Source organism: Paenibacillus sp. FSL H7-0323, from assembly GCF_038002725.1.
Classification (GTDB): Bacteria; Bacillota; Bacilli; order Paenibacillales; family Paenibacillaceae; genus Paenibacillus_AQ; species Paenibacillus_AQ odorifer.
Genome location: NZ_JBBODB010000001.1, coordinates 5,482,401 through 5,500,626 on the forward strand (window position 1 = coordinate 5,482,401; position 18,226 = coordinate 5,500,626).

An 18,226-nucleotide genomic window follows, 5' to 3' on the forward strand; every position below is an offset into this window, starting at 1 on the left:
TTTGGTTTGTAGAGCTTCGGGATCTGTCCTGAAATTGAACGAAGTTAGCTCGAAAAAGACGCAATTAGGGAAAACCTCCCTGATAATGCACGAAATTAGCTAAAAAAGGCCATAATTAGGGAAATCCTCCCTGAAAGTGAATGGATTTAGCTCAATAACGGAGTAATAGCTGAAATTTTGGGGAGGATTTCCCTAAAAACTAATAATCTAAGCTCGGTTGGGCAGATTTTAGGGAGTTTTTCCCTAATGTTAATCCGCCCGGCAGTCGCTCATATCCGAACCCCCGCCCGAACTTGAACCAGTATCCGCTCCGGCACTCGCCTCCATAACGAACATCACACCAACACATTGCATAGAAGCAGAGAGTGAGCTCTTACTACTTCATTTCCAGAATGAATTATCTAATAAACTCAATTATCCCAGTTACATTCGCCCCGTAGCATTCTGCCTCAATTCCCCTTCATTGTATTTAATCTCAATAAATAAGCGTTACCTAACGTTTGAGAGTGTCTTCATAAGCTTGAAGTAGGAGGTTGACCAAACCTCCTATTTCTTTTGAATAATTTCCAGTTACAGGATTGACAATAAAAAACCAAGGTCATATACTGTGTATATAGATATATACAGTAAGCACAGGGATATGAACACCTGCTTCTGCTAGACGCTGAAGACATTGTAAAGCGAGGTTAGCATTAATGAGAACATTAAAAGATTCATGGTTTATGTTGCGCTCTGATTTTCGCGGAGACAAATTAAAAATATTAGGGACCCTCGTAATAACAGTTGTTTTTATGAGTTATCTTGGTGGACTGACTAGCCTGATAGCAAATGATGTACTAGGTGAGCAGGATCGGACGATGCTAGCGGATTTCTTATTTCTCTCCTTTATCCCCTTATTGGGATTAACATTCTCTCGCCGCTCCATGAAATATTGGAGTGAAGACTCTTACACAAAAATGTTGGTTTACTTACGAACTTTACCGATCCCAGCTGCAGTAATATTATCGCGGAGGAAACTTCAGGGTGTGGGCTCCTTTACTCTAAATGGTACGTTATTCTTCGTTATTATTTACTTGTTAGGAGAGAATTTCCGGGCAGAACTGGCGGTTCCTTCGTATATAGCTTTTGCGATTACTTGGCTCGGCTTCGGATTCATGGTCTCAGGTCTATATATTTTTATTGAATATCTTTTTAGCGGCAAAGCTTATCTATGGCTAACATTGCTTATCGTAGTTTTATCGTGGGCAACATCGTTCTTAGTTACACTGGGCGGAGGCAGTTTGTTCTTATACAGTATCTCCTATTCGAAGGAGTGGGGGCTGTTATCTCCGATCATGTGGGGGTCACTTCTGCTGGGAACAATATCTGTGCAGTTATTCTCTAAATGGACTATACATCGGCTGAAAAGTCGCAATCTCATATAAAAAATCGGAAATGGCAAGGACTGCGCTCTAGCACGCTAGAGTGGAAGGCGAGGTGTAAATAATGTGGATACCGGTACAAATCAACGAAAATAGTGCAGAGCCCCTCTATCATCAAATAGAGACTCAGCTTAGATCATTAATCATTAGCGGAGTCATTACAGAAGGTACGCTGCTGCCCTCGATTCGTGAGTTCGCAGGAGATCTGAAATGCAGTGTAATTACCGTGCGGCGGGTATATCAGGATCTGGAGAACGAAGGTTTGCTGCGAACGCGACAAGGAACAGGTACCTTTGTATCCCATGTAGGTGACGGAGCCATGGAAGAATATAAACGTGAAACGGTTGGCAAAGCACTTGAAAGTGCAGTGGATATCGCCCGATCGGTACATTGCAGCAAGGATGAACTTGAACAGATTTTTATGGAGATTGTAGAACGCAAGTATAGAGAAAAGGATTGAGAGGGGGCGCTTACTCATATGGTACAGATGGCTATAGAATTGCGGAATGTACTTAAACGGCGGCGAAACAAGACGATAGGGCCACTGACCCTGAATCTGCCTAAAGGATATATTACAGCTTTGGTAGGTCAGAATGGATCCGGCAAAAGCACGCTGCTGAATCTGCTGATGCAGCTGACTAATCCAGAGGAAGGCGAGATATATTGGTTCGAGAACAGGTATGATAGCGGGTTGTCTCTGGAGCTTCGCCAGACCATTGCCTATGTTCCTGAAACGTCAATTACTGAGGAGAACCACTGGAATGCAGAGGAGGCAGCTCGATTTCGGAAGTATTGGTATCCAAATTGGGACGATCAGTATTTTCACGAGCTGATGGATCGCTTTGAGGTTCCGTATCATATGAGACTTTCGAAGATGTCTAAAGGGGAGCGCCGGAAATTCGAAATTGCTGCAGCACTTGCGGCACGGCCAAGTCTGCTGCTATTGGATGAACCTTCATCGGGTCTTGATCCTTTTGCATGGAAGATTATGATCGAGACACTTCGTAAATATATGGATGAGCACAACGCAACGATTATCATCTCCACACACATTGTGGATGAGGTGCGAAGGCTGGCGGATTATATCGTCCTTATGCATCGGGGAGAACTGCTGGGTATGGCTGAAAAAGACAGTCTGTTCGGTGCTTGGACCGAGGTTTGGGTGAATGCTGCGGATGAAGAGGAGCTTGCGGAGTTATCGGCTGAGTTGCCAGGAGGCTTGCACTTTACCATGGATACACCGGGTGTAGCTTCTTTTATCATAGAACAATTTTCTGAAAACGAGAAACGCATTCATGACTTGGGCGTAAAGGTTATCAAGAGCCGCAGTTTGGAACTGGACGAAATATTAAGTTTATGGACACAGGGTCATCGTCCTATTCTAATTGACCACAAGAGAGGGGACTAGAGAAATGGAAGCCTTAAAGCTGGAAAGTGTAGTTAAGCAATATGGAGAAAAAACCGCAGTAAACGGAATTAACCTAACCGTAGGTAAAGGGGAAATTTACGGATTACTGGGGGCGAACGGCGCGGGGAAAACAACCACGATGCGTATGGTGCTCGGCCTAATCTACCCTGATGAGGGCAAGATTTTGTATAATGGAAAACCTTTCAACAGTGAACTGCAGCAACTTATGGGTTATCTGCCCGAAGAACGTGGACTATATCCTAAGGTGAAGATCAGCGATCAAATCGTTTACTTGGCCCGCCTGCGTGGGATGTCAGCTAGTGATGCAGATAAGAGCTTGCGCTATTGGCTGGATCGATTCGAGGTTCCGGATTATTACAATAAAAAAATAGAAGAGCTTTCCAAAGGAAATCAGCAAAAAATGGGCTTTATCGCCGCTGTCGTTCATAAGCCGCAGATTCTGATTCTAGATGAAGCTTTCAGCGGGCTGGATCCAGTAAACGTGGAGCTGCTGAAAGATACGGTCAAAGAATTACGTGATTCGGGAACAAGTATCCTCTTCTCTACGCACCGGATGGAGCATGTGGAAGAGCTATGCCGTAACATTACGATTCTCGATCGATCCAATACGGTCGTTCAAGGGGATATCCGCACGATCAAGAATGGCTACCCGCGGGAAGAAGTATTGCTGCGTACAGCTAATGAGGTAAAAGGTTTGGAGTCCATCGCAGGTGTTACAGCAGTTAAACGGCTGGAGCGTGGGTATCTGTTATCGATCAGTGAGATCGGTGCAGCACAGCGTATTTTACAGCAGGCGATAGCACAGGGTGAAGTGGAGCATTTTGAAATCAAGGAACCTACGTTAAACCAAATCTTTATCAGAGCGGTGGGTGAATCTAATGAATAAGATGGGGACAATTATCGGCTTTACCTTTAAAAATAAAGTTAGAACGAAATCATTTATGATTACTACTTTGATTCTAGTATTATTGCTCAGCATAGGGATGAATCTTCCCTATATCATCGATCAGTTTAAGGGTGATTCGGCCAAAAGTGAAGTTACTCAAATTGCTGTGATTGCTGAAGAGGGAAATCAGGTTGCAGAATTGTTGAAGGCTTATACTGCGCCAGAGGGCATGCCACAGGCTAAGATAGTACAATATGCTTCTGCGGAGGATGCCGAGTTAAAGAAAGCATTAGATGAAGAGACCGTAGAAGGTTATGTTACTTTTGCGGAACCTACTGGTGAAGGGCTTCCACCCGTTACTTATCATAGTAATGATGGGGAACTAAACGGAGATGTGCAAGTTTATCTCCAAAATGCACTTCAGCAAGCAAACACACAATTCATCGTTGGCGACAAGCTGACCTCTGAACAGATTGCTGCAATGTCAACGCCTGTGCAGATTACTACACAACAGCTTAACGCAGGCGGTGGCAGTGAAAGCTCTCAGGAGGACACTCCAGCCATTAACTACATTATCGTATATGCCATGCTTATGTTGTTCTTTATGTCCATTATGATGACAGGCAACATGATTGCTGCTGAGATAACTTCTGAGAAAAGCTCGCGGATTATGGAGATTCTGATTACAAGTGCCTCACCTTTAGCGCAAATGTTCGGTAAAGTTATCGGTGTTTTCCTAGTAGGAATATTGCAAATTGGGATCTTTGTCGCAGCGATCGTCGTCAATTTGACGCTCCCGCATAATGCGACTGTATTGGCTGATTTTGATCTCGATTTAGGCCAGCTCAATATTAACTTGCTGCTCTATGGATTTGTCTTGTACGTATTAGGTTACTTCCTCTATGCCTTGATGTATGCGGCTGTAGGTTCGATTGTCAGCCGTACGGAGGATCTCGGTCAGGCGGTAATGCCAATCATGATGTTAGGCTTCGTAGCGTTCTATGTTCCACTGTTCAGTATCTCCAATGCAGATACTCTAGTGGTTAAGATAGCGAGTTATGTGCCTTTCACCTCACCATTGACGATGCTGCTCCGAATTGGTGTCGGCGAGGTGGCGATCTGGCAAGTCATTGTATCGCTGCTGATCCTGCTTGTGACTACCTTCATCTTCGGATGGCTGGCAGCCAAGATCTATCGTACCGGCGTACTGATGTACGGCAAACGCCCAAGTATTAAAGAAATCAGAAAAGCAATGAAAGCTTACAAGATCTAAGATGACCTCATATAACTTTTAAGGAGTGCTAATGATGTCTACAAGCGAACAATATACCATTATGCTTTTAATGAGTTCTGTATCGCTGGCTACGGTTAGTAGAATGCTTCCGGATGGCTCCACTTTTATGGATTTCGTTCAAGGCCTATTGACTGGTATTGCTATAGTGGGGATGTTGGCGGGATTGTGGATGTACGGTAAGGCGCGTAAGAGTAAAGCGTAATAGTAAGCACTGAGTTTTCGGGGGTATCCTAACAGCCGTTTATGGTTGCTGGGATATCCCCGTTTTTGAGTTGGCAATCTCTTTGTATACGAGCTGATATAGCTAACGGACCCAGCAGCACTTAAATGCAGCAATCATCGAGATTTAGCAAGATATCGGACACTATAGTCGCTATTGGCATGAAAAAGGGTGAATTAGTAGCTCTTTTAACCAAATAGTTGCACTGGAGTCCGATACTATGCTCAAAAGGCGATAAACGTGCAAGTAACGTCATCTGGGTCCGTAAGGCTTGTCTTGGTGGAAGATGATTAGGGCTTGCTTTAAGACGATCCAAGACGTTCATCGCTCGGGATTTCTACTGGAGTCCGAACGCCGGCCATATTTGTGGAAAAGCTTCAATTAAAGGCTCCTGAGTCCATTAGTCGCTTCATGCGCTCAAAGATCGTTTGAATTCTAGTCAGAGACTAAATTATAGAAAGATTTGCGCTCGTTAGTATATCCGTTTGGGTGGTCATCTGCTCCCGTAGAGCTCTAAGCTGTGTTTTCAGTGCGGGAACACTTTTTTGCAGAATAATGCTTATTTGAGAAAGAGGCAGCTTTAAGCCGTACCACAATACCTTCACAAGCTGTTCCTCCCAAGGTAATGCCTTAGCCGATAGAAGCGAGCGCCGGGCAAAAGAATCAGCACACTGGTGAATACAAGTGCGGTAAGCGTGGATAGAGAATAACTGAGGATCAAAATCATCCTGACGATATATTTTATGAAGCTCTATGAAGGTGCGGATAGTAATCTTGTCTGCCTCATTAGATTGTTCTAACAACATGGAACTAAGTACGTAGACTTCATTAGTATACTTTTGAACACACTCTGCAAATTTAGTACTGTAGGTGGACTCGGGAGGTAAGGGGTCAGGCATGGTGAACACGATCCTTTCAGATTGAGAGATTTGCTTGAATCTATAATATAGAAAAGTAAGAGATGGATTTATTGATGAGATCGGCGGTGTCTGGTTCCGGGCAACTGTGTTTCTGCTGGGAGGCAGTGGATAAAGCTTTTGAAGGCTTGTAGTAGAGCCGTTCACTTCTGGAATTGCTCCCCCCTGCTGCAACACTGTACAGACGCCCTTGCTGAATATGCCCTGCCAAGGATTTACCCTGGAGCTTGGCCTTTAAATCCTGCAAAGCACCCTGAACTAGCTCAAGCTTAACCTGCTCCCAATCTGAACCTTCGCGGCGGACCTTATCCAGCGCTTCTTCAAGACGGCAATGACAGATGGCCCGTAAAAAAGAACTCCATTTAATAAGATCGAAATTTTTGGTGTTGGCAGAGATCAGACAAGCCCCCCAACTGCAGCCTCCCCTACAGGTGAGCTTCAGAATACCATAACGGCAGCCTTCAGCCCCTTCCATTCCATAGTGAATAGGCTCGGGTTCATCCAATACAAATACTTCAATGCGGGATAGTCTGCGCTGGTCCATAGTAGGGTTCCTCCTTAGATTTCCAAAAGCTTTAAGTCAACATGATGAGTGACACTAGCCTTTTCTACACAAGCGAGCATCTCCATTTTATTCTCACAGACTGCGGTATGCTCTAGCCATAGTCGGAACTTCTCTTTTCGTATAACAGATAGATGTAAGGGAAAGGTGCTGCGGGATCTCAAGACATACCAACCGGCGCTTACATCTTTCCAAGGCTCCTTGAAGGCTGTAAACCACGGGAGCTTTTGGTGTGATGACCAATCCTGCTGCTGCTGTTGTTCTCGAATTTTTTTATATATCTCATATACAATCTTAGAGTCTAAACAGTCTTTACAAGAAGAAGGTGTGCTGAACTGGCGAAGGGCTTGGATCTGGTTCTGGCCAAATGCATAGCCTACAATGTACCTGTGATTATGTTCTTCGAACCACAAGGCCCCGAAACAAACGTAATTTAGACTTATCGGCTCAAGCAGCCCTTGATGTATCCCTAAATAATAGTGCTTCAAAACATTCACCCCATCCAGCGTGCTATCACCTAATAAGCTTAGGTAACGCAAAAACCGCAGCAAGAGGAGGACCTCTGCTGCGGTTTTGGATTACAGGCAGATATACCTGGGCCAAAGCGTGGCGGATCAAGGGTCTCTCTCTTTACGCTTACGAGGTTAGCTGTCGGATTCGGACGGTGAGAGTCGCCCTACCTATTGAGACTTATGCAGTCTCCTTTGGATTCACCCCAAGTAGGCCAGGTGGCCTGATGGTTCCCCCGTTCCCTGCGAATGCAGGAACTCAGCGTTGATTGTTTTTCATGAATTAGATTCAACCCGAATCATACTCTTTTCAAGATTTTCTGTAAAAAACGGAAAATGTTCTTTTAGAGCAATTTTAACCATATCCTGCCGACTACGACTGAAAAACGAGGTAAATAGGTATTTATGGCGTGTTATCGCGCCTCTTTCTCGCTCAGCCTCAGCTTCTTGCGTTTCTACCTATAATGGGAATTTGCAGTATTTTCGCTCTAAAAAGGTGAATAAAATCACATGGGTTATAGATAGCGATTAAACGCTCCAAACTCGAGTAAACAAGAGATATAGAGAGATTAGATATCAAGTAAGCGCTATCTAATGGGAAAATAGTTTTTAATTTGCATTATTTTGGCATCATTCAGGTTTTACAAGTCTTCGTGCATAAGAGTATGATTACTCCTGTTTCAACGACAATCGAATATTTGATCCGCTTAATTTCCGGTAAGGAAAGCGGGGGAACCAACAATCGGCAGCCGATGTGAGAGTCGGAAGCCGATTATGGGGTGAATCCTGTAGAGGGTGCGAGTGAGCTCGCATCTATACAGGTAGGGCGACTCTCACCGCCCGAATCCGACAGCTAACCTCGTAAGCGTATGGAGAGAGGATGAGTGCAATGTGACCGCTAGCGAGCCACAGAGGAGATCCTTTGTGGCTTTTTGCTGTGCTCTTAGAAGCAAAGCATTTATGGAGGCCTCCCCTAAGAGGTCGCTAAATTCATCATTAGCGGTATTTGTAAGGCAGCGTCTAATGACGTGACACAACCGAGCTTTAGGTTGTGCCCGAAAATGACGATAGGTCAACATCCTTTCGGAGATTTTCGTTGCCTCCTTGTTGTAAATGAGCAGGAGGAGAAAAAAGATGACGGATCAGAATGAATATGTGCTTGTATGTGCGCCTACAAAGGCGGGAGAACATTTCATTAAACTTCTGAAGTTCAGGGGTATTAAGATGGCGGGATTAACCAACAATGTGGCTGAGAAAGCTTTACTTGAGGAGCTCGGGATTGAGCAGGTTATTCTAGTGGATACCCGCCATCAGAACACTTGGTTTCGCCCATCGTTCCCGGTAGGCAGGGTATATCTGTTTGAGAGCAGCTTTCCGCTTTGCTGCCGCTATATTCAGATGTGCCGTACCTGGACGACACAGCCGATTTTTGTGATTACAAGTTCAATAAATCCTAGATTGGTCTATAAAAGACTTGGTGCGAGCTATGTAATCTATTCCCATAGTGGTGATGCTGATTTTCTAATCGATAGATCACCTCATCAAGGATAATGGAAGGAGTGCGGAAGATATGATGGATCTGTATATGGTGGCTTCGTTAGCTGTAATTTACGGGTTATTTTATGGTTTTATGCGCTGGTGCGCAGGTGTAGTTGAGGATACGGGGAGGGATAAGCTGTGATTCTAGTAATCGCTGTTACCCTACTGTTGTTTATATATCTGGTTTACGCGTTGATTCATCCTGAGAAATTTTAAGGAGGGGCATTCATGGGCATTTTGCAAATAGTCGTCGTAATTGTAATTCTCATCTTGCTGGTCAAGCCGATGGGAACGTATTTATATCATGTATTTTCTAACGAACCGAATCGTACGGATCGCTGGTTTGCAGGCACAGAGAAAGGTATTTATAAGCTGATCGGCCTGAAAAAACGGGACGGAATGTCCTGGAAGAAGTATGCACTCAGCTTTGTTTTAACTAATATCGTACTGGTTGCTTTCAGTTATATTTTTCTAAGATTACAGCGGGGATTGCCGCTGAACCCGAATGGAATTGCCGATATGGAACAGACGCTTTCATTCAATACGGTGATCAGCTTTATGACCAATACGAACCTGCAGCATTATAGCGGGGAGACGGGACTATCGTATTTTTCACAAATGGCAGTCATCACGATGATGATGTTCACGTCTGCAGCGAGCGGATTTTCTGTTGCGGTTGCTTTTGTCAGAGGGATTACAGGACAGAAATCAGTCGGGAACTTTTTCGAGGACTTCGTAAAAGCACATATTCGTGTATTCATTCCATTAGCTCTGCTAGTTTCATTGGTGCTGGTAGGATTGCATGTGCCACAAACGCTCAAGCCATCGCTTGAGGTCACTACACTTGAAGGGCAGACGCAACAAATCGCTATCGGTCCAGTCGCTTCTTTGGAATCAATTAAACACTTAGGTACGAATGGTGGCGGCTTCTTCGGAGCCAATTCAGCACATCCTTTTGAGAACCCTAATCCACTTACGAACGTTCTGGAGATTCTCTCTATGTGGATGCTGCCAGCCTCTTTGCCATATATGTACGGATTGTTCGCTAAGAACAAACGTCAGGGCTGGGTGATTTTCACAGCAATGATGACCTTGTTCGTATTACTGCTGGGATTGAATTATTATGCGGAAACCAAAGGCAATCCAGCTATCAATGCGCTGGGGATCGAGTCTTCGCAAGGCAGCATGGAAGGTAAAGAGGTACGTTTTGGTATCCCGCAATCTTCGCTGTTCACTTCGGTAACAACGGCAGCTACGACAGGTAGTGTTAACAATATGCATGATACGCTGACACCGCTGGGTGGCATTACCCCTCTGGCCCTAATGATGCTCAACAACGTCTTCGGGGGAAAAGGTGTCGGACTAATCAATATGCTGATGTATGCCATCATGGGTGTCTTCTTATGTGGACTAATGGTTGGCAGAACACCAGAGTTTCTCGGGCGAAAGATAGAAGCCAAGGAGATGAAGCTAATTGCGATTGCTATCCTAGTGCATCCATTCATTATCCTTGTACCAACAGCAGGTGCGTTCTTAACGGACTTGGGCAACGGTTCCATCACGAATCCCGGATTCCATGGACTTAGCCAAGTGTTATATGAATATGTCTCTTCTGCCGCGAACAATGGTTCAGGATTTGAAGGGCTTGCGGACAACACCACCTTTTGGAATGTTACAACCGGGATCGTAATGCTGCTTGGCCGTTATGTCTCTATAATCGCGATGCTGGCAGTTGCAGGCTCACTGATCCAGAAGAAGCCAGTTCCTGAGACGATTGGCACATTCCGCACAGACAATGGTCTGTTCACCGGAATTCTGATTGGTACCGTTGTAATTATCGGGGCTCTGACGTTTCTGCCAGTCATTGTGCTCGGCCCGATTGCAGAATATTTGACCTTACGGTAGGAAGAGGGAGAACAAGATGAGTACTGTAAAAAGAAAAAAGCTGCTGACGGGACCCATACTCCTAAGCGCTGTAAAGGATAGCTTTATTAAGCTTAACCCGGTGACGTTAATTAAAAATCCGGTCATGTTCGTAGTCGAAATCGGTACGATTATTGTATTGCTTATGGTACTGGCCCCCGGATATTTTAATGCAGAGAAATCGGTAGGCTTCAATATCACAGTGTTGTTCATTCTGCTATTCACAGTGCTGTTTGCCAACTTCGCTGAAGCGCTGGCTGAAGGCCGCGGGAAAGCCCAGGCGGATTCACTCAAGAAAACGAAACAGGATATCACAGCTAACAAACTCGTTGGAGGGTCTGTGAAGACCGTTTCTTCTTCCGAGCTTCGTAAAGGAGATATTGTCATCGTCAGTCAGGGAGAACTTATCCCTGGCGATGGTGAAGTAATTGAAGGGCTGGCCTCCGTAGATGAATCTGCAATTACAGGTGAATCTGCACCTGTTATTAAGGAAGCCGGCGGAGATTTTGGCTCAGTCACAGGCGGCACCCGGGTAGTCAGTGATGAGATTAAAGTCAAAATTACCAGTGATCCCGGTGAGTCATTCCTGGATCGGATGATCTCCCTCGTTGAAGGGGCGAAACGTCAAAAGACACCCAATGAAATTGCACTAAATACACTCTTGATCAGTCTGACGTTGATTTTCCTGATTGTAGTAGTGACCTTGCGGCCAATTGCGACTTATCTGGGCGTTGATCTAGATATTCCTGTTATGATCGCCTTGCTGGTCTGTCTGATCCCGACCACAATCGGGGGACTGCTCTCCGCTATCGGGATAGCAGGGATGGACCGCGTCACACAGTTTAATGTCCTTGCTATGTCAGGGAAGGCCGTTGAAGCTGCCGGCGACATTAATACAATGATTCTAGATAAGACCGGTACGATTACTTTCGGAAACCGGATGGCGAGTGATTTTGTGCCTGTTGGAGATGAAACGGAAGCTGAGCTTACGGCTTGGGCAGCTATTAGTTCGCTAAAGGATGAGACTCCGGAAGGACGTTCGGTTATTGAGCTGGCTAAGAAGCTGGAGCGCAGCTATGACAGCAAACTTGCTGAAGGCGGAGAGTTCGTAGAGTTTAAGGCTGAGACCCGGATGAGTGGTATAGATCTCTTTGATGGACGATCTGTTCGTAAAGGGGCAGTCGATTCCGTGAAGAAATGGGTACAGTCGAAGGGCGGAGTCATTCCCGCGAACCTCGACAGTAATTCCGATGCTATCGCTCGGATGGGGGGGACCCCGCTTGCTGTTGCGGTAGACAACCGGATTTATGGACTTATTTACTTAAAGGATACGGTTAAGCCAGGCATGAAAGAGCGGTTTGATGAGCTGCGAAAAATGGGAATCAAGACTATCATGTGTACAGGGGACAATCCGCTGACCGCAGCTACTATTGCCCGTGAAGCAGGGGTAGATGATTTTATTGCAGAGAGTACACCTGAGGATAAAATAGCGGTTATCCGCCGTGAGCAGAACGAAGGCAAGCTGGTGGCAATGACTGGTGATGGTACGAATGACGCACCTGCCCTTGCCCAAGCTGATGTGGGCTTAGCGATGAACAGTGGGACTACAGCCGCTAAGGAAGCAGCAAACATGGTTGATCTGGACTCCGATCCCTCGAAGATCATTGAGGTTGTAGCTATTGGTAAACAGCTACTGATGACGCGGGGCGCGTTGACAACGTTCAGTATTGCGAATGATATCGCTAAATACTTCGCAATTATTCCGGCAATGTTCATGCTCGCCATTCCTGAAATGGAAGCCCTGAATGTCATGGGATTGGGTTCACCTAGCTCGGCAATTATATCTGCATTAATATTTAATGCGATTATTATTCCGCTGCTGATCCCATTGGCTATGAAAGGTGTCTCGTATAAAGCGATGAGTTCTACGAAGCTGCTGGGACGTAATATTTTTATCTATGGTTTAGGTGGAGTAGTCGTTCCTTTTGCGGGCATCAAGCTTATTGATTTGCTCGTAAGTGTATGGATTTAACAACGGATTGACTAATCATTGAAAGGGTGAGAGCATCGTGAATAACAGAAAATCGATTGCGGACGCTGAAGAACAGTTGTCATCATCGAAGGGTGCTAATTTCTTTATTATATTACGGCTATGTCTAGTGTTTATTGTTCTTTGCGGAGTGATTTATCCTCTGACTACTACAGCGATTGCTCAAGTTCTGATGCCATCGCAAGCGAACGGCAGTCAGCTGAAGAATGACGCTGGAGTAGTTGTGGGCTCAGAACTCATCGGGCAAAGCTTTACGGACCCGGCATTATTCCATGGCCGTGTATCCAGCATTGATTATAAAGCGGAAGCCTCAGGCTCCAATAACTACGGCCCATCCAACCCGGATATGCTGCAGCGGACGAAGGATTCCATTACACAGTGGCAGCTGGATAATCCGGATGTGCCTGTAAACAAGCTGCCGGTTGATTTAGTAACCAACTCGGGTTCAGGTCTTGATCCGCATATCACTCCTGCGTCGGCAATTGTGCAGATTCCCCGGATCAGTAATTTGACTGGGATTCCAGCCGCGCAGCTGGAAGAGCTAGTGAATAAGCAGACCGAAGGTCGTGATCTAGGGCTGTTTGGTGAAAAGCGGGTAAATGTTCTGAAGCTGAACATGGAGCTGCAGAAATTAACGAACAAATAAATATAGCTAATATCCCTGCCCGATTGTTCAAACTGGGTCAGGGATATCTTGCTTTCTGGCATAGAAGAGTGAATGGATGAACGGGTTATTAAGGAGTGGTCTTGATGGGAACATATCGGAGGAAGACGCCGGAGGAACTGCTGCTCTCTATTTATGAGCTGCATCGTGGACGCCTGAAGATCTATATAGGTCCGGTCAGTGGATCAGGCAAGACCTATCAGATGCTGCGTGAGGGTCAGGCGCTGAAAGCACAGGGCATCGATGTTGTAATCTGTGCGGTTTCAACCAACCAAAGTCCAGAAACAAGGGATCAGCTGGGTGACTTGGAACGGATTCCAAGTATTCATTGGTTTCAGAAGGAGATCGAGAAGAAGGATCTGGACGTGGGGGCCATTGTGGCGCGTAATCCAGAGGTTGTACTGACCGATGGATTGGCTCATCATAATCGCGAGGGTGCGGTGAGATCAACTAGGCTGGAGGATATCAAATATTTATTGGGCTGTGGAATTAGTGTCATCACAACTGTAAACGTATACGAGCTGGAGGGCGCAGCAGATCTTGCGCGGAAGTGGACGGGGATTGAGGTGGAATATTCCTTGCCTGCGGAAGTGCTCACCCTTGCAGATGATATCGTTCTAATTGATGTGACTCCGGAAAAGATACTTCAACGTTTGTCCGAAGGACATTTGGGCAAGAAGCAGCGGACTTCGCTTTTTAACAAAGGGAATCTAAGCAAGCTGCGGGAGCTGGCGCTGAGAATGGTTGCGGAGGATGTTAATGGTTCGCTGGAGAAGCATCGGGAGGAGCAAGGATTGCTGGGGGCTTCGGGGATTGCCGAAAAAGTGTTGGTGTCCGCACAGTATTATTGGAATGGCTCGATTCATATCCGCCGTGGGCAGCAAATCGCTAAACGGTTAAACGGAGATCTGGCGGTGGTATCCTTCTGGAAGCAGGGCCTGACGCCCTCTAAGGAAGCAGCAACCTTCAAGCGATCCCTATGGAAGCTGACTGAGAAGATTGGGGCCTCGATGGAGGAGATTTCTTTTCGCTCGAAGAGGGAGATTCCGGGACTTCTAGTGAAATACGCCATCCAGCATAATATTACCCGTATCGTTATGGGTCACTCTAAGCAAACGGCGTGGCAGGAGCTGTGGAAGGGTTCGATTGCTAACTCATTGTTAAAGCAAATCCGTGGAGTAGATGTGTTTTTCGTGGCTGATCGTGCTGAGCGTGAGGGAGAACGTGTTCTTCCTACCCGGCAGAGCCGAAATGAGCGGAAAGCTGATGCCTATCACAGATTAAGCACTCAGGAAGTAAAGGATAAAATCGATGCGATTCGTGGGGGCACATTTAAAGTGTACATTGGTGCTGCTCCCGGGGTGGGCAAGACTTATAAGATGCTGCGAGAAGGAAATGATCTCTTAAAGAGAGGGATCGATGTTGTTATTGGACTACTAGAAACGCATGGACGTAAAGAAACCCTTGAACAGATCGGTGAGCTGGAGATCCTTCCGCGACTGAGCATTGACTATCGGGGGACTGTCCTTGAGGAAATGGATACGGCAGCTATTATTAAGCGTAATCCGGAGGTCGTACTGGTAGATGAACTGGCACATACCAATATGCCGGGCAGCAAGCATAAGAAGCGGTATATGGATGTTATGGAGTTATTGGATGCGGGGATCTCTGTAATCTCCACAGTGAATGTTCAGCATTTAGAAAGCTTGAATGATGCAGTAGAACAAATTACCGGAGTTAGAGTTAGAGAGACTTTCCCGGACAGCATTCTGCAACGGGCCGACGAAGTTGAACTTATCGATGTATCCCCCAAAACACTGCAAGAGCGGATGAAGGATGGAAAAATATATGCGATGACCAAAGTGGATCAGGCGCTGGGTGCTTTTTTCAAAATCGGCAATCTAATCGCCCTCCGTGAACTGGCGCTGCGGGAAATTGCTGATGATGTGGATGAACGTCTGGAGGCCTGGGAACGTGTCGGGTCGCTGCGGGGACCTTGGCGGCGGCAGGAAGTGATCTATGTGTGCATCACCTTAGGAGATCATGCGGAACGTCTGATTCGGCGCGGTTTTCGGATTGCCTATCGTCTAAAAGCTTGCTGGTATGTTACGTACGTACAGGAATATAAGCAGAGCGGGCCTTCTTACGATAAACGAATTAATGATTTGAAAGAATTGACGGAACGACTGGGTGGAACGTTTAAGATGATTCCTAACGTGCTCCCGGCACGAGTGTCTTCCTTGCTGCTTGAAAGGTCTCAAGCCTTACAGAGCACACAGATTATTATCGGCCAGTCCCAACGCTCATGGGTGCGCAAATGGCTACGCGGGGATGTCACTAAACAGATTTTGCGTTCGGCCAGAAATGTAGATGTACTGGTCGTGGCAAATCTTATGCGTGAGGAACCCTAAGCTTTAGAACAATGAAAAAAAGGGATTCCTTGCCGAGTGGCTGCTGGAATCCCCTTTTTTGTAAGCATATATCAAGTGCTAAATAATTAAACGAATGAATTACTGAGCAGCTTCGAGAAGTGCTTTCAGCTCGGGAAGATTGAATCCTTTGGTGGCGTGATCCCCTGCTACAGTAACAGGAACACCCATGAAACCAAGCTTTTCGACTTCCTCTTGATAGACGGTGCTAGTCATAACATCTCTTACTTCAAAAGGGATACCTTGCTCCGTAAGATATTGTTTGACCAGATTACAGTCGCTGCAGCCTGCTGTTGAATAAACAATCACTTGCTGGCTCATTGGTTCACAGCCTCTTTGATAGCATCTCTTGTGATCTTCCAGTGGGAAGTGTTCCAGCGGACCTCATTATCCTCAAGCAGGAAGAGCTGTGGAGATTCATGCTTAATCCCGAAATCCTCGGCAATTTGATTGGAAACTGGACGATCCTCGATGACTAGAACTACTGCTGCTGCAGTATCCGCATCCTTTAGATAAGCCTGGAATTCTTCATTAGCTTTGGCGCTAATCGGGCAGGTAGTGCTGTGTTTGAACAGCAGCTTCTTGCCAGGTTTAGCCACATACTGCTCAAGATCTTCCAATGTATGAAGTTGTTGAATAGACATAGATATCACCCTCCTGGGATCGGTATTTTGCTAACCATTGTGTTGTTAACAACCTGTAATCATGATTGTAACATATATTAAATTTAAAACAAAAAGGATTCTGGAGCAGCTAATCCAAGGATGACTAAACCCTCATTTTAGTGCGTTGAAAAAAAGAGGACGGCATGCTAAGGTGAAAGGAAGACAACTTGCTTCAATAATCCTTACTAGGTAGGAGTGTTGATAAGAATGAACAGAGTCGCATGTGTGACTGGAGCTGATCGGGGTCTCGGATTGTCTCTTGTGCACTCTCTTTTAGAGAAACAGTTCTCAGTATTTGCTGGACAATACATGAGAGATACAGATGAATTGAAAGCGCTTAAAGAGGAGTATCCGGAACAGCTGGAACTTATTCCACTCGATATTGGTAGTAAGGACAGTGTAAAGCAGGCAGCAAGGGCTATCGCCAGCAGAACTGGGCATGTTGATATTCTTATTAATAATGCCGGAATTATTCATTCCGCAGATGATGCTACGATGCTGGTGGATATGGATGATGAGGGCATGGCGGAGATTTATAATGTGAATACGCTAGGCGCGTTGAGAGTCAGCAATGCACTTATGGGACTTTTATTGCAAAGTAAGGATAAATTGATTGTTAATATTTCTTCGGAAGCGGGCAGCATTGGCAGAAATAAACGTATTAATATGTACGGCTACTGCATGTCTAAGGCGGCTCTCAATATGCAATCCTCCCTGATGCACAATCATCTAAAGACGCTTGGGGGTCAAGTGATGGTGTTTCACCCCGGCTGGATGAAGACTTATATGCATGGCGAAAAAAATGAGCAAGCGGATATTTCACCCGATGTGTCTGCAGACCAGATTATAAGTCAGGTTATGGAGTATAAAAAGCATCTAGGGGATGAGCCGGCCTATCTTGACGTGGATGGAAATACATGGCCTTGGTAGATGGGCTTCCCGTAATCAAAAAAACTACACGAAGAAAGGCGATGATAGGATGTCTACACTAAAAGCACTGGCACTCGGAAGTTATTCGGAGGTTAAATATCACCCATTTGCGGGAGTAGACCGGGAGATTGAGCAGATCCTTGCCAATGATCTGCAGGTATTCTCCTCGGAGGATTATGGGCTGCTTAATAAAGAAACATTATCTGACTACAAGCTGGTGATCTCTTATACCGAATTCTCCGATTATAAAATACCGGCGGAACAAAGCAGCGCATTGCTCTCCTATGTGGTTAACGGTGGCGGATTACTAGTGGTACATAACGGAATCTCCTTACAGCGTAATCAGGAGCTAGGCGCTATGCTGGGAGCGCATTTCACTCATCATCCAGAATTCACTTCGCTCCAGATGTCCATACCGGCACGGGAGCATCCCATTATGCAGGGGATCGAAGAATTTGTGATCGATGATGAGCCTTATTATTTTGAGCAGCATCCCTATTTCGAAACAACTGTGCTTATGGAATATCCTCATGATGGGGCAATGAGACAGGCAGCTTGGTGCCATGAATTTGGTCTAGGCCGGGTTGTTTATTTAATGCCTGGTCATCATTTGCCGTCATTTTCCGTAGAGCCCTTTCGCCAGATGATTCTTAGAGGTGGACTTTGGGCGGCAGGATTATTGTAGGATATAAGCGGATATACCTGTTGTAAAATAAAACACGAGTCCAACTGCGGGTTAGCCGCGGTTGGATTTTTTTTGTTGACTCTAACATTGGTGTCAGGGTTTA

General features: G+C 45.7%; 19 protein-coding genes and 2 riboswitches. Of the genes, 14 read left to right on the top strand and 5 right to left on the bottom strand.

The genetic code is table 11. The features are described from left to right. The first annotated feature begins 695 nt into the window (after positions 1-695). The 6 genes from MHH89_RS24685 (at position 696) to MHH89_RS24710 (ending at position 5,232) form a co-directional block, all read left to right on the top strand. The gene (locus MHH89_RS24685; protein ID WP_076124484.1) at positions 696-1,424 is read left to right on the top strand and encodes a hypothetical protein; all 729 of its coding nucleotides are present in this window, start codon (positions 696-698) and stop codon (positions 1,422-1,424) included. 61 nt (positions 1,425-1,485) lie between these two features. Next, a complete protein-coding gene (locus tag MHH89_RS24690; protein WP_076124482.1) occupies positions 1,486-1,881 on the top strand; it encodes a GntR family transcriptional regulator in 396 nt (131 codons plus the stop codon). An 18-nt stretch (positions 1,882-1,899) separates the two neighbouring features. Beyond that, the gene (locus MHH89_RS24695; RefSeq protein ID WP_076124480.1) at positions 1,900-2,829 is read left to right on the top strand and encodes an ATP-binding cassette domain-containing protein; all 930 of its coding nucleotides are present in this window, start codon (positions 1,900-1,902) and stop codon (positions 2,827-2,829) included. 4 nt (positions 2,830-2,833) lie between these two features. Continuing rightward, on the top strand, positions 2,834-3,736 hold the full coding sequence (locus tag MHH89_RS24700) for an ABC transporter ATP-binding protein (protein ID WP_036676693.1): 903 nt from the start codon (positions 2,834-2,836) through the stop codon (positions 3,734-3,736). Then, positions 3,729-5,009 carry an ABC transporter permease gene (locus MHH89_RS24705; protein WP_076124479.1) on the top strand — a complete coding sequence of 427 codons (1,281 nt, stop codon included), beginning with the start codon at positions 3,729-3,731 and terminating at the stop codon, positions 5,007-5,009. The genes MHH89_RS24700 and MHH89_RS24705 overlap by 8 nt, the downstream gene beginning before the upstream one ends. Before the next feature lie 31 nt (positions 5,010-5,040). Then, complete coding sequence (locus MHH89_RS24710; RefSeq protein ID WP_312150298.1) at positions 5,041-5,232, top strand: hypothetical protein; 192 nt, start codon at positions 5,041-5,043, stop codon at positions 5,230-5,232. 464 nt (positions 5,233-5,696) lie between these two features. On the opposite strand, the gene MHH89_RS24715 is transcribed toward MHH89_RS24710, so the two are convergent. The 3 genes from MHH89_RS24715 to MHH89_RS24725 are packed head-to-tail and all read right to left on the bottom strand — an operon-like array spanning position 5,697 to position 7,280. Then, the gene (locus tag MHH89_RS24715; protein WP_341088380.1) at positions 5,697-6,149 is read right to left on the bottom strand and encodes a hypothetical protein; all 453 of its coding nucleotides are present in this window, start codon (positions 6,147-6,149) and stop codon (positions 5,697-5,699) included. Between the two features lie 40 nt (positions 6,150-6,189). Continuing rightward, the gene (locus MHH89_RS24720) at positions 6,190-6,711 is read right to left on the bottom strand and encodes a hypothetical protein (RefSeq protein ID WP_076282510.1); all 522 of its coding nucleotides are present in this window, start codon (positions 6,709-6,711) and stop codon (positions 6,190-6,192) included. Between the two features lie 14 nt (positions 6,712-6,725). Beyond that, on the bottom strand, positions 6,726-7,280 hold the full coding sequence (locus tag MHH89_RS24725; RefSeq protein ID WP_076124474.1) for a hypothetical protein: 555 nt from the start codon (positions 7,278-7,280) through the stop codon (positions 6,726-6,728). 68 nt (positions 7,281-7,348) lie between these two features. Further along, positions 7,349-7,513, bottom strand: a riboswitch (cyclic di-AMP (ydaO/yuaA leader). 419 nt (positions 7,514-7,932) lie between these two features. Then, positions 7,933-8,122: riboswitch (cyclic di-AMP (ydaO/yuaA leader) on the top strand. A gap of 250 nt (positions 8,123-8,372) precedes the next feature. On the opposite strand from MHH89_RS24725, the gene MHH89_RS24730 reads away from it, so the two are divergent. The 6 genes from MHH89_RS24730 to MHH89_RS24750 all read left to right on the top strand — a co-directional run bounded on the left by MHH89_RS24730 (position 8,373) and on the right by MHH89_RS24750 (position 15,825). Next, on the top strand, positions 8,373-8,789 hold the full coding sequence (locus MHH89_RS24730) for a hypothetical protein (RefSeq protein WP_341088382.1): 417 nt from the start codon (positions 8,373-8,375) through the stop codon (positions 8,787-8,789). 126 nt (positions 8,790-8,915) lie between these two features. Next, complete coding sequence (kdpF, locus tag MHH89_RS31380) at positions 8,916-8,993, top strand: K(+)-transporting ATPase subunit F (RefSeq protein WP_076101420.1); 78 nt, start codon at positions 8,916-8,918, stop codon at positions 8,991-8,993. Between the two features lie 12 nt (positions 8,994-9,005). Then, on the top strand, positions 9,006-10,682 hold the full coding sequence (gene kdpA / locus MHH89_RS24735; RefSeq protein WP_076141854.1) for a potassium-transporting ATPase subunit KdpA: 1,677 nt from the start codon (positions 9,006-9,008) through the stop codon (positions 10,680-10,682). A 16-nt stretch (positions 10,683-10,698) separates the two neighbouring features. Then, positions 10,699-12,732, top strand: coding sequence for a potassium-transporting ATPase subunit KdpB (gene kdpB / locus MHH89_RS24740; protein WP_341088383.1), 2,034 nt, complete (start codon positions 10,699-10,701; stop codon positions 12,730-12,732). A 76-nt stretch (positions 12,733-12,808) separates the two neighbouring features. Further along, positions 12,809-13,396 (top strand): potassium-transporting ATPase subunit KdpC, encoded by a 588-nt coding sequence (gene kdpC, locus MHH89_RS24745; RefSeq protein WP_076124738.1) that lies wholly within the window; start codon positions 12,809-12,811, stop codon positions 13,394-13,396. A gap of 104 nt (positions 13,397-13,500) precedes the next feature. Beyond that, entirely contained in the window at positions 13,501-15,825 is a 2,325-nt protein-coding gene (locus MHH89_RS24750) for a histidine kinase (RefSeq protein ID WP_341088384.1), read from the top strand. Between the two features lie 99 nt (positions 15,826-15,924). Here MHH89_RS24750 and MHH89_RS24755 read toward each other — a convergent pair whose 3' ends face one another. Further along, positions 15,925-16,164 carry a glutaredoxin family protein gene (locus tag MHH89_RS24755; RefSeq protein WP_076124465.1) on the bottom strand — a complete coding sequence of 80 codons (240 nt, stop codon included), beginning with the start codon at positions 16,162-16,164 and terminating at the stop codon, positions 15,925-15,927. After that, positions 16,161-16,487 (bottom strand): bacillithiol system redox-active protein YtxJ, encoded by a 327-nt coding sequence (ytxJ, locus tag MHH89_RS24760; RefSeq protein ID WP_042123836.1) that lies wholly within the window; start codon positions 16,485-16,487, stop codon positions 16,161-16,163. The genes MHH89_RS24755 and ytxJ overlap by 4 nt, the downstream gene beginning before the upstream one ends. Positions 16,488-16,715: 228 nt before the next feature. On the opposite strand from ytxJ, the gene MHH89_RS24765 reads away from it, so the two are divergent. Both MHH89_RS24765 and MHH89_RS24770 read left to right on the top strand, forming a co-directional pair. Then, complete coding sequence (locus MHH89_RS24765) at positions 16,716-17,438, top strand: SDR family NAD(P)-dependent oxidoreductase (protein ID WP_076124464.1); 723 nt, start codon at positions 16,716-16,718, stop codon at positions 17,436-17,438. Between the two features lie 49 nt (positions 17,439-17,487). Next, positions 17,488-18,123: a ThuA domain-containing protein gene (locus MHH89_RS24770; RefSeq protein WP_341088385.1), complete on the top strand. Its 636-nt coding sequence runs from the start codon at positions 17,488-17,490 to the stop codon at positions 18,121-18,123. Positions 18,124-18,226: the final 103 nt, after the last annotated feature.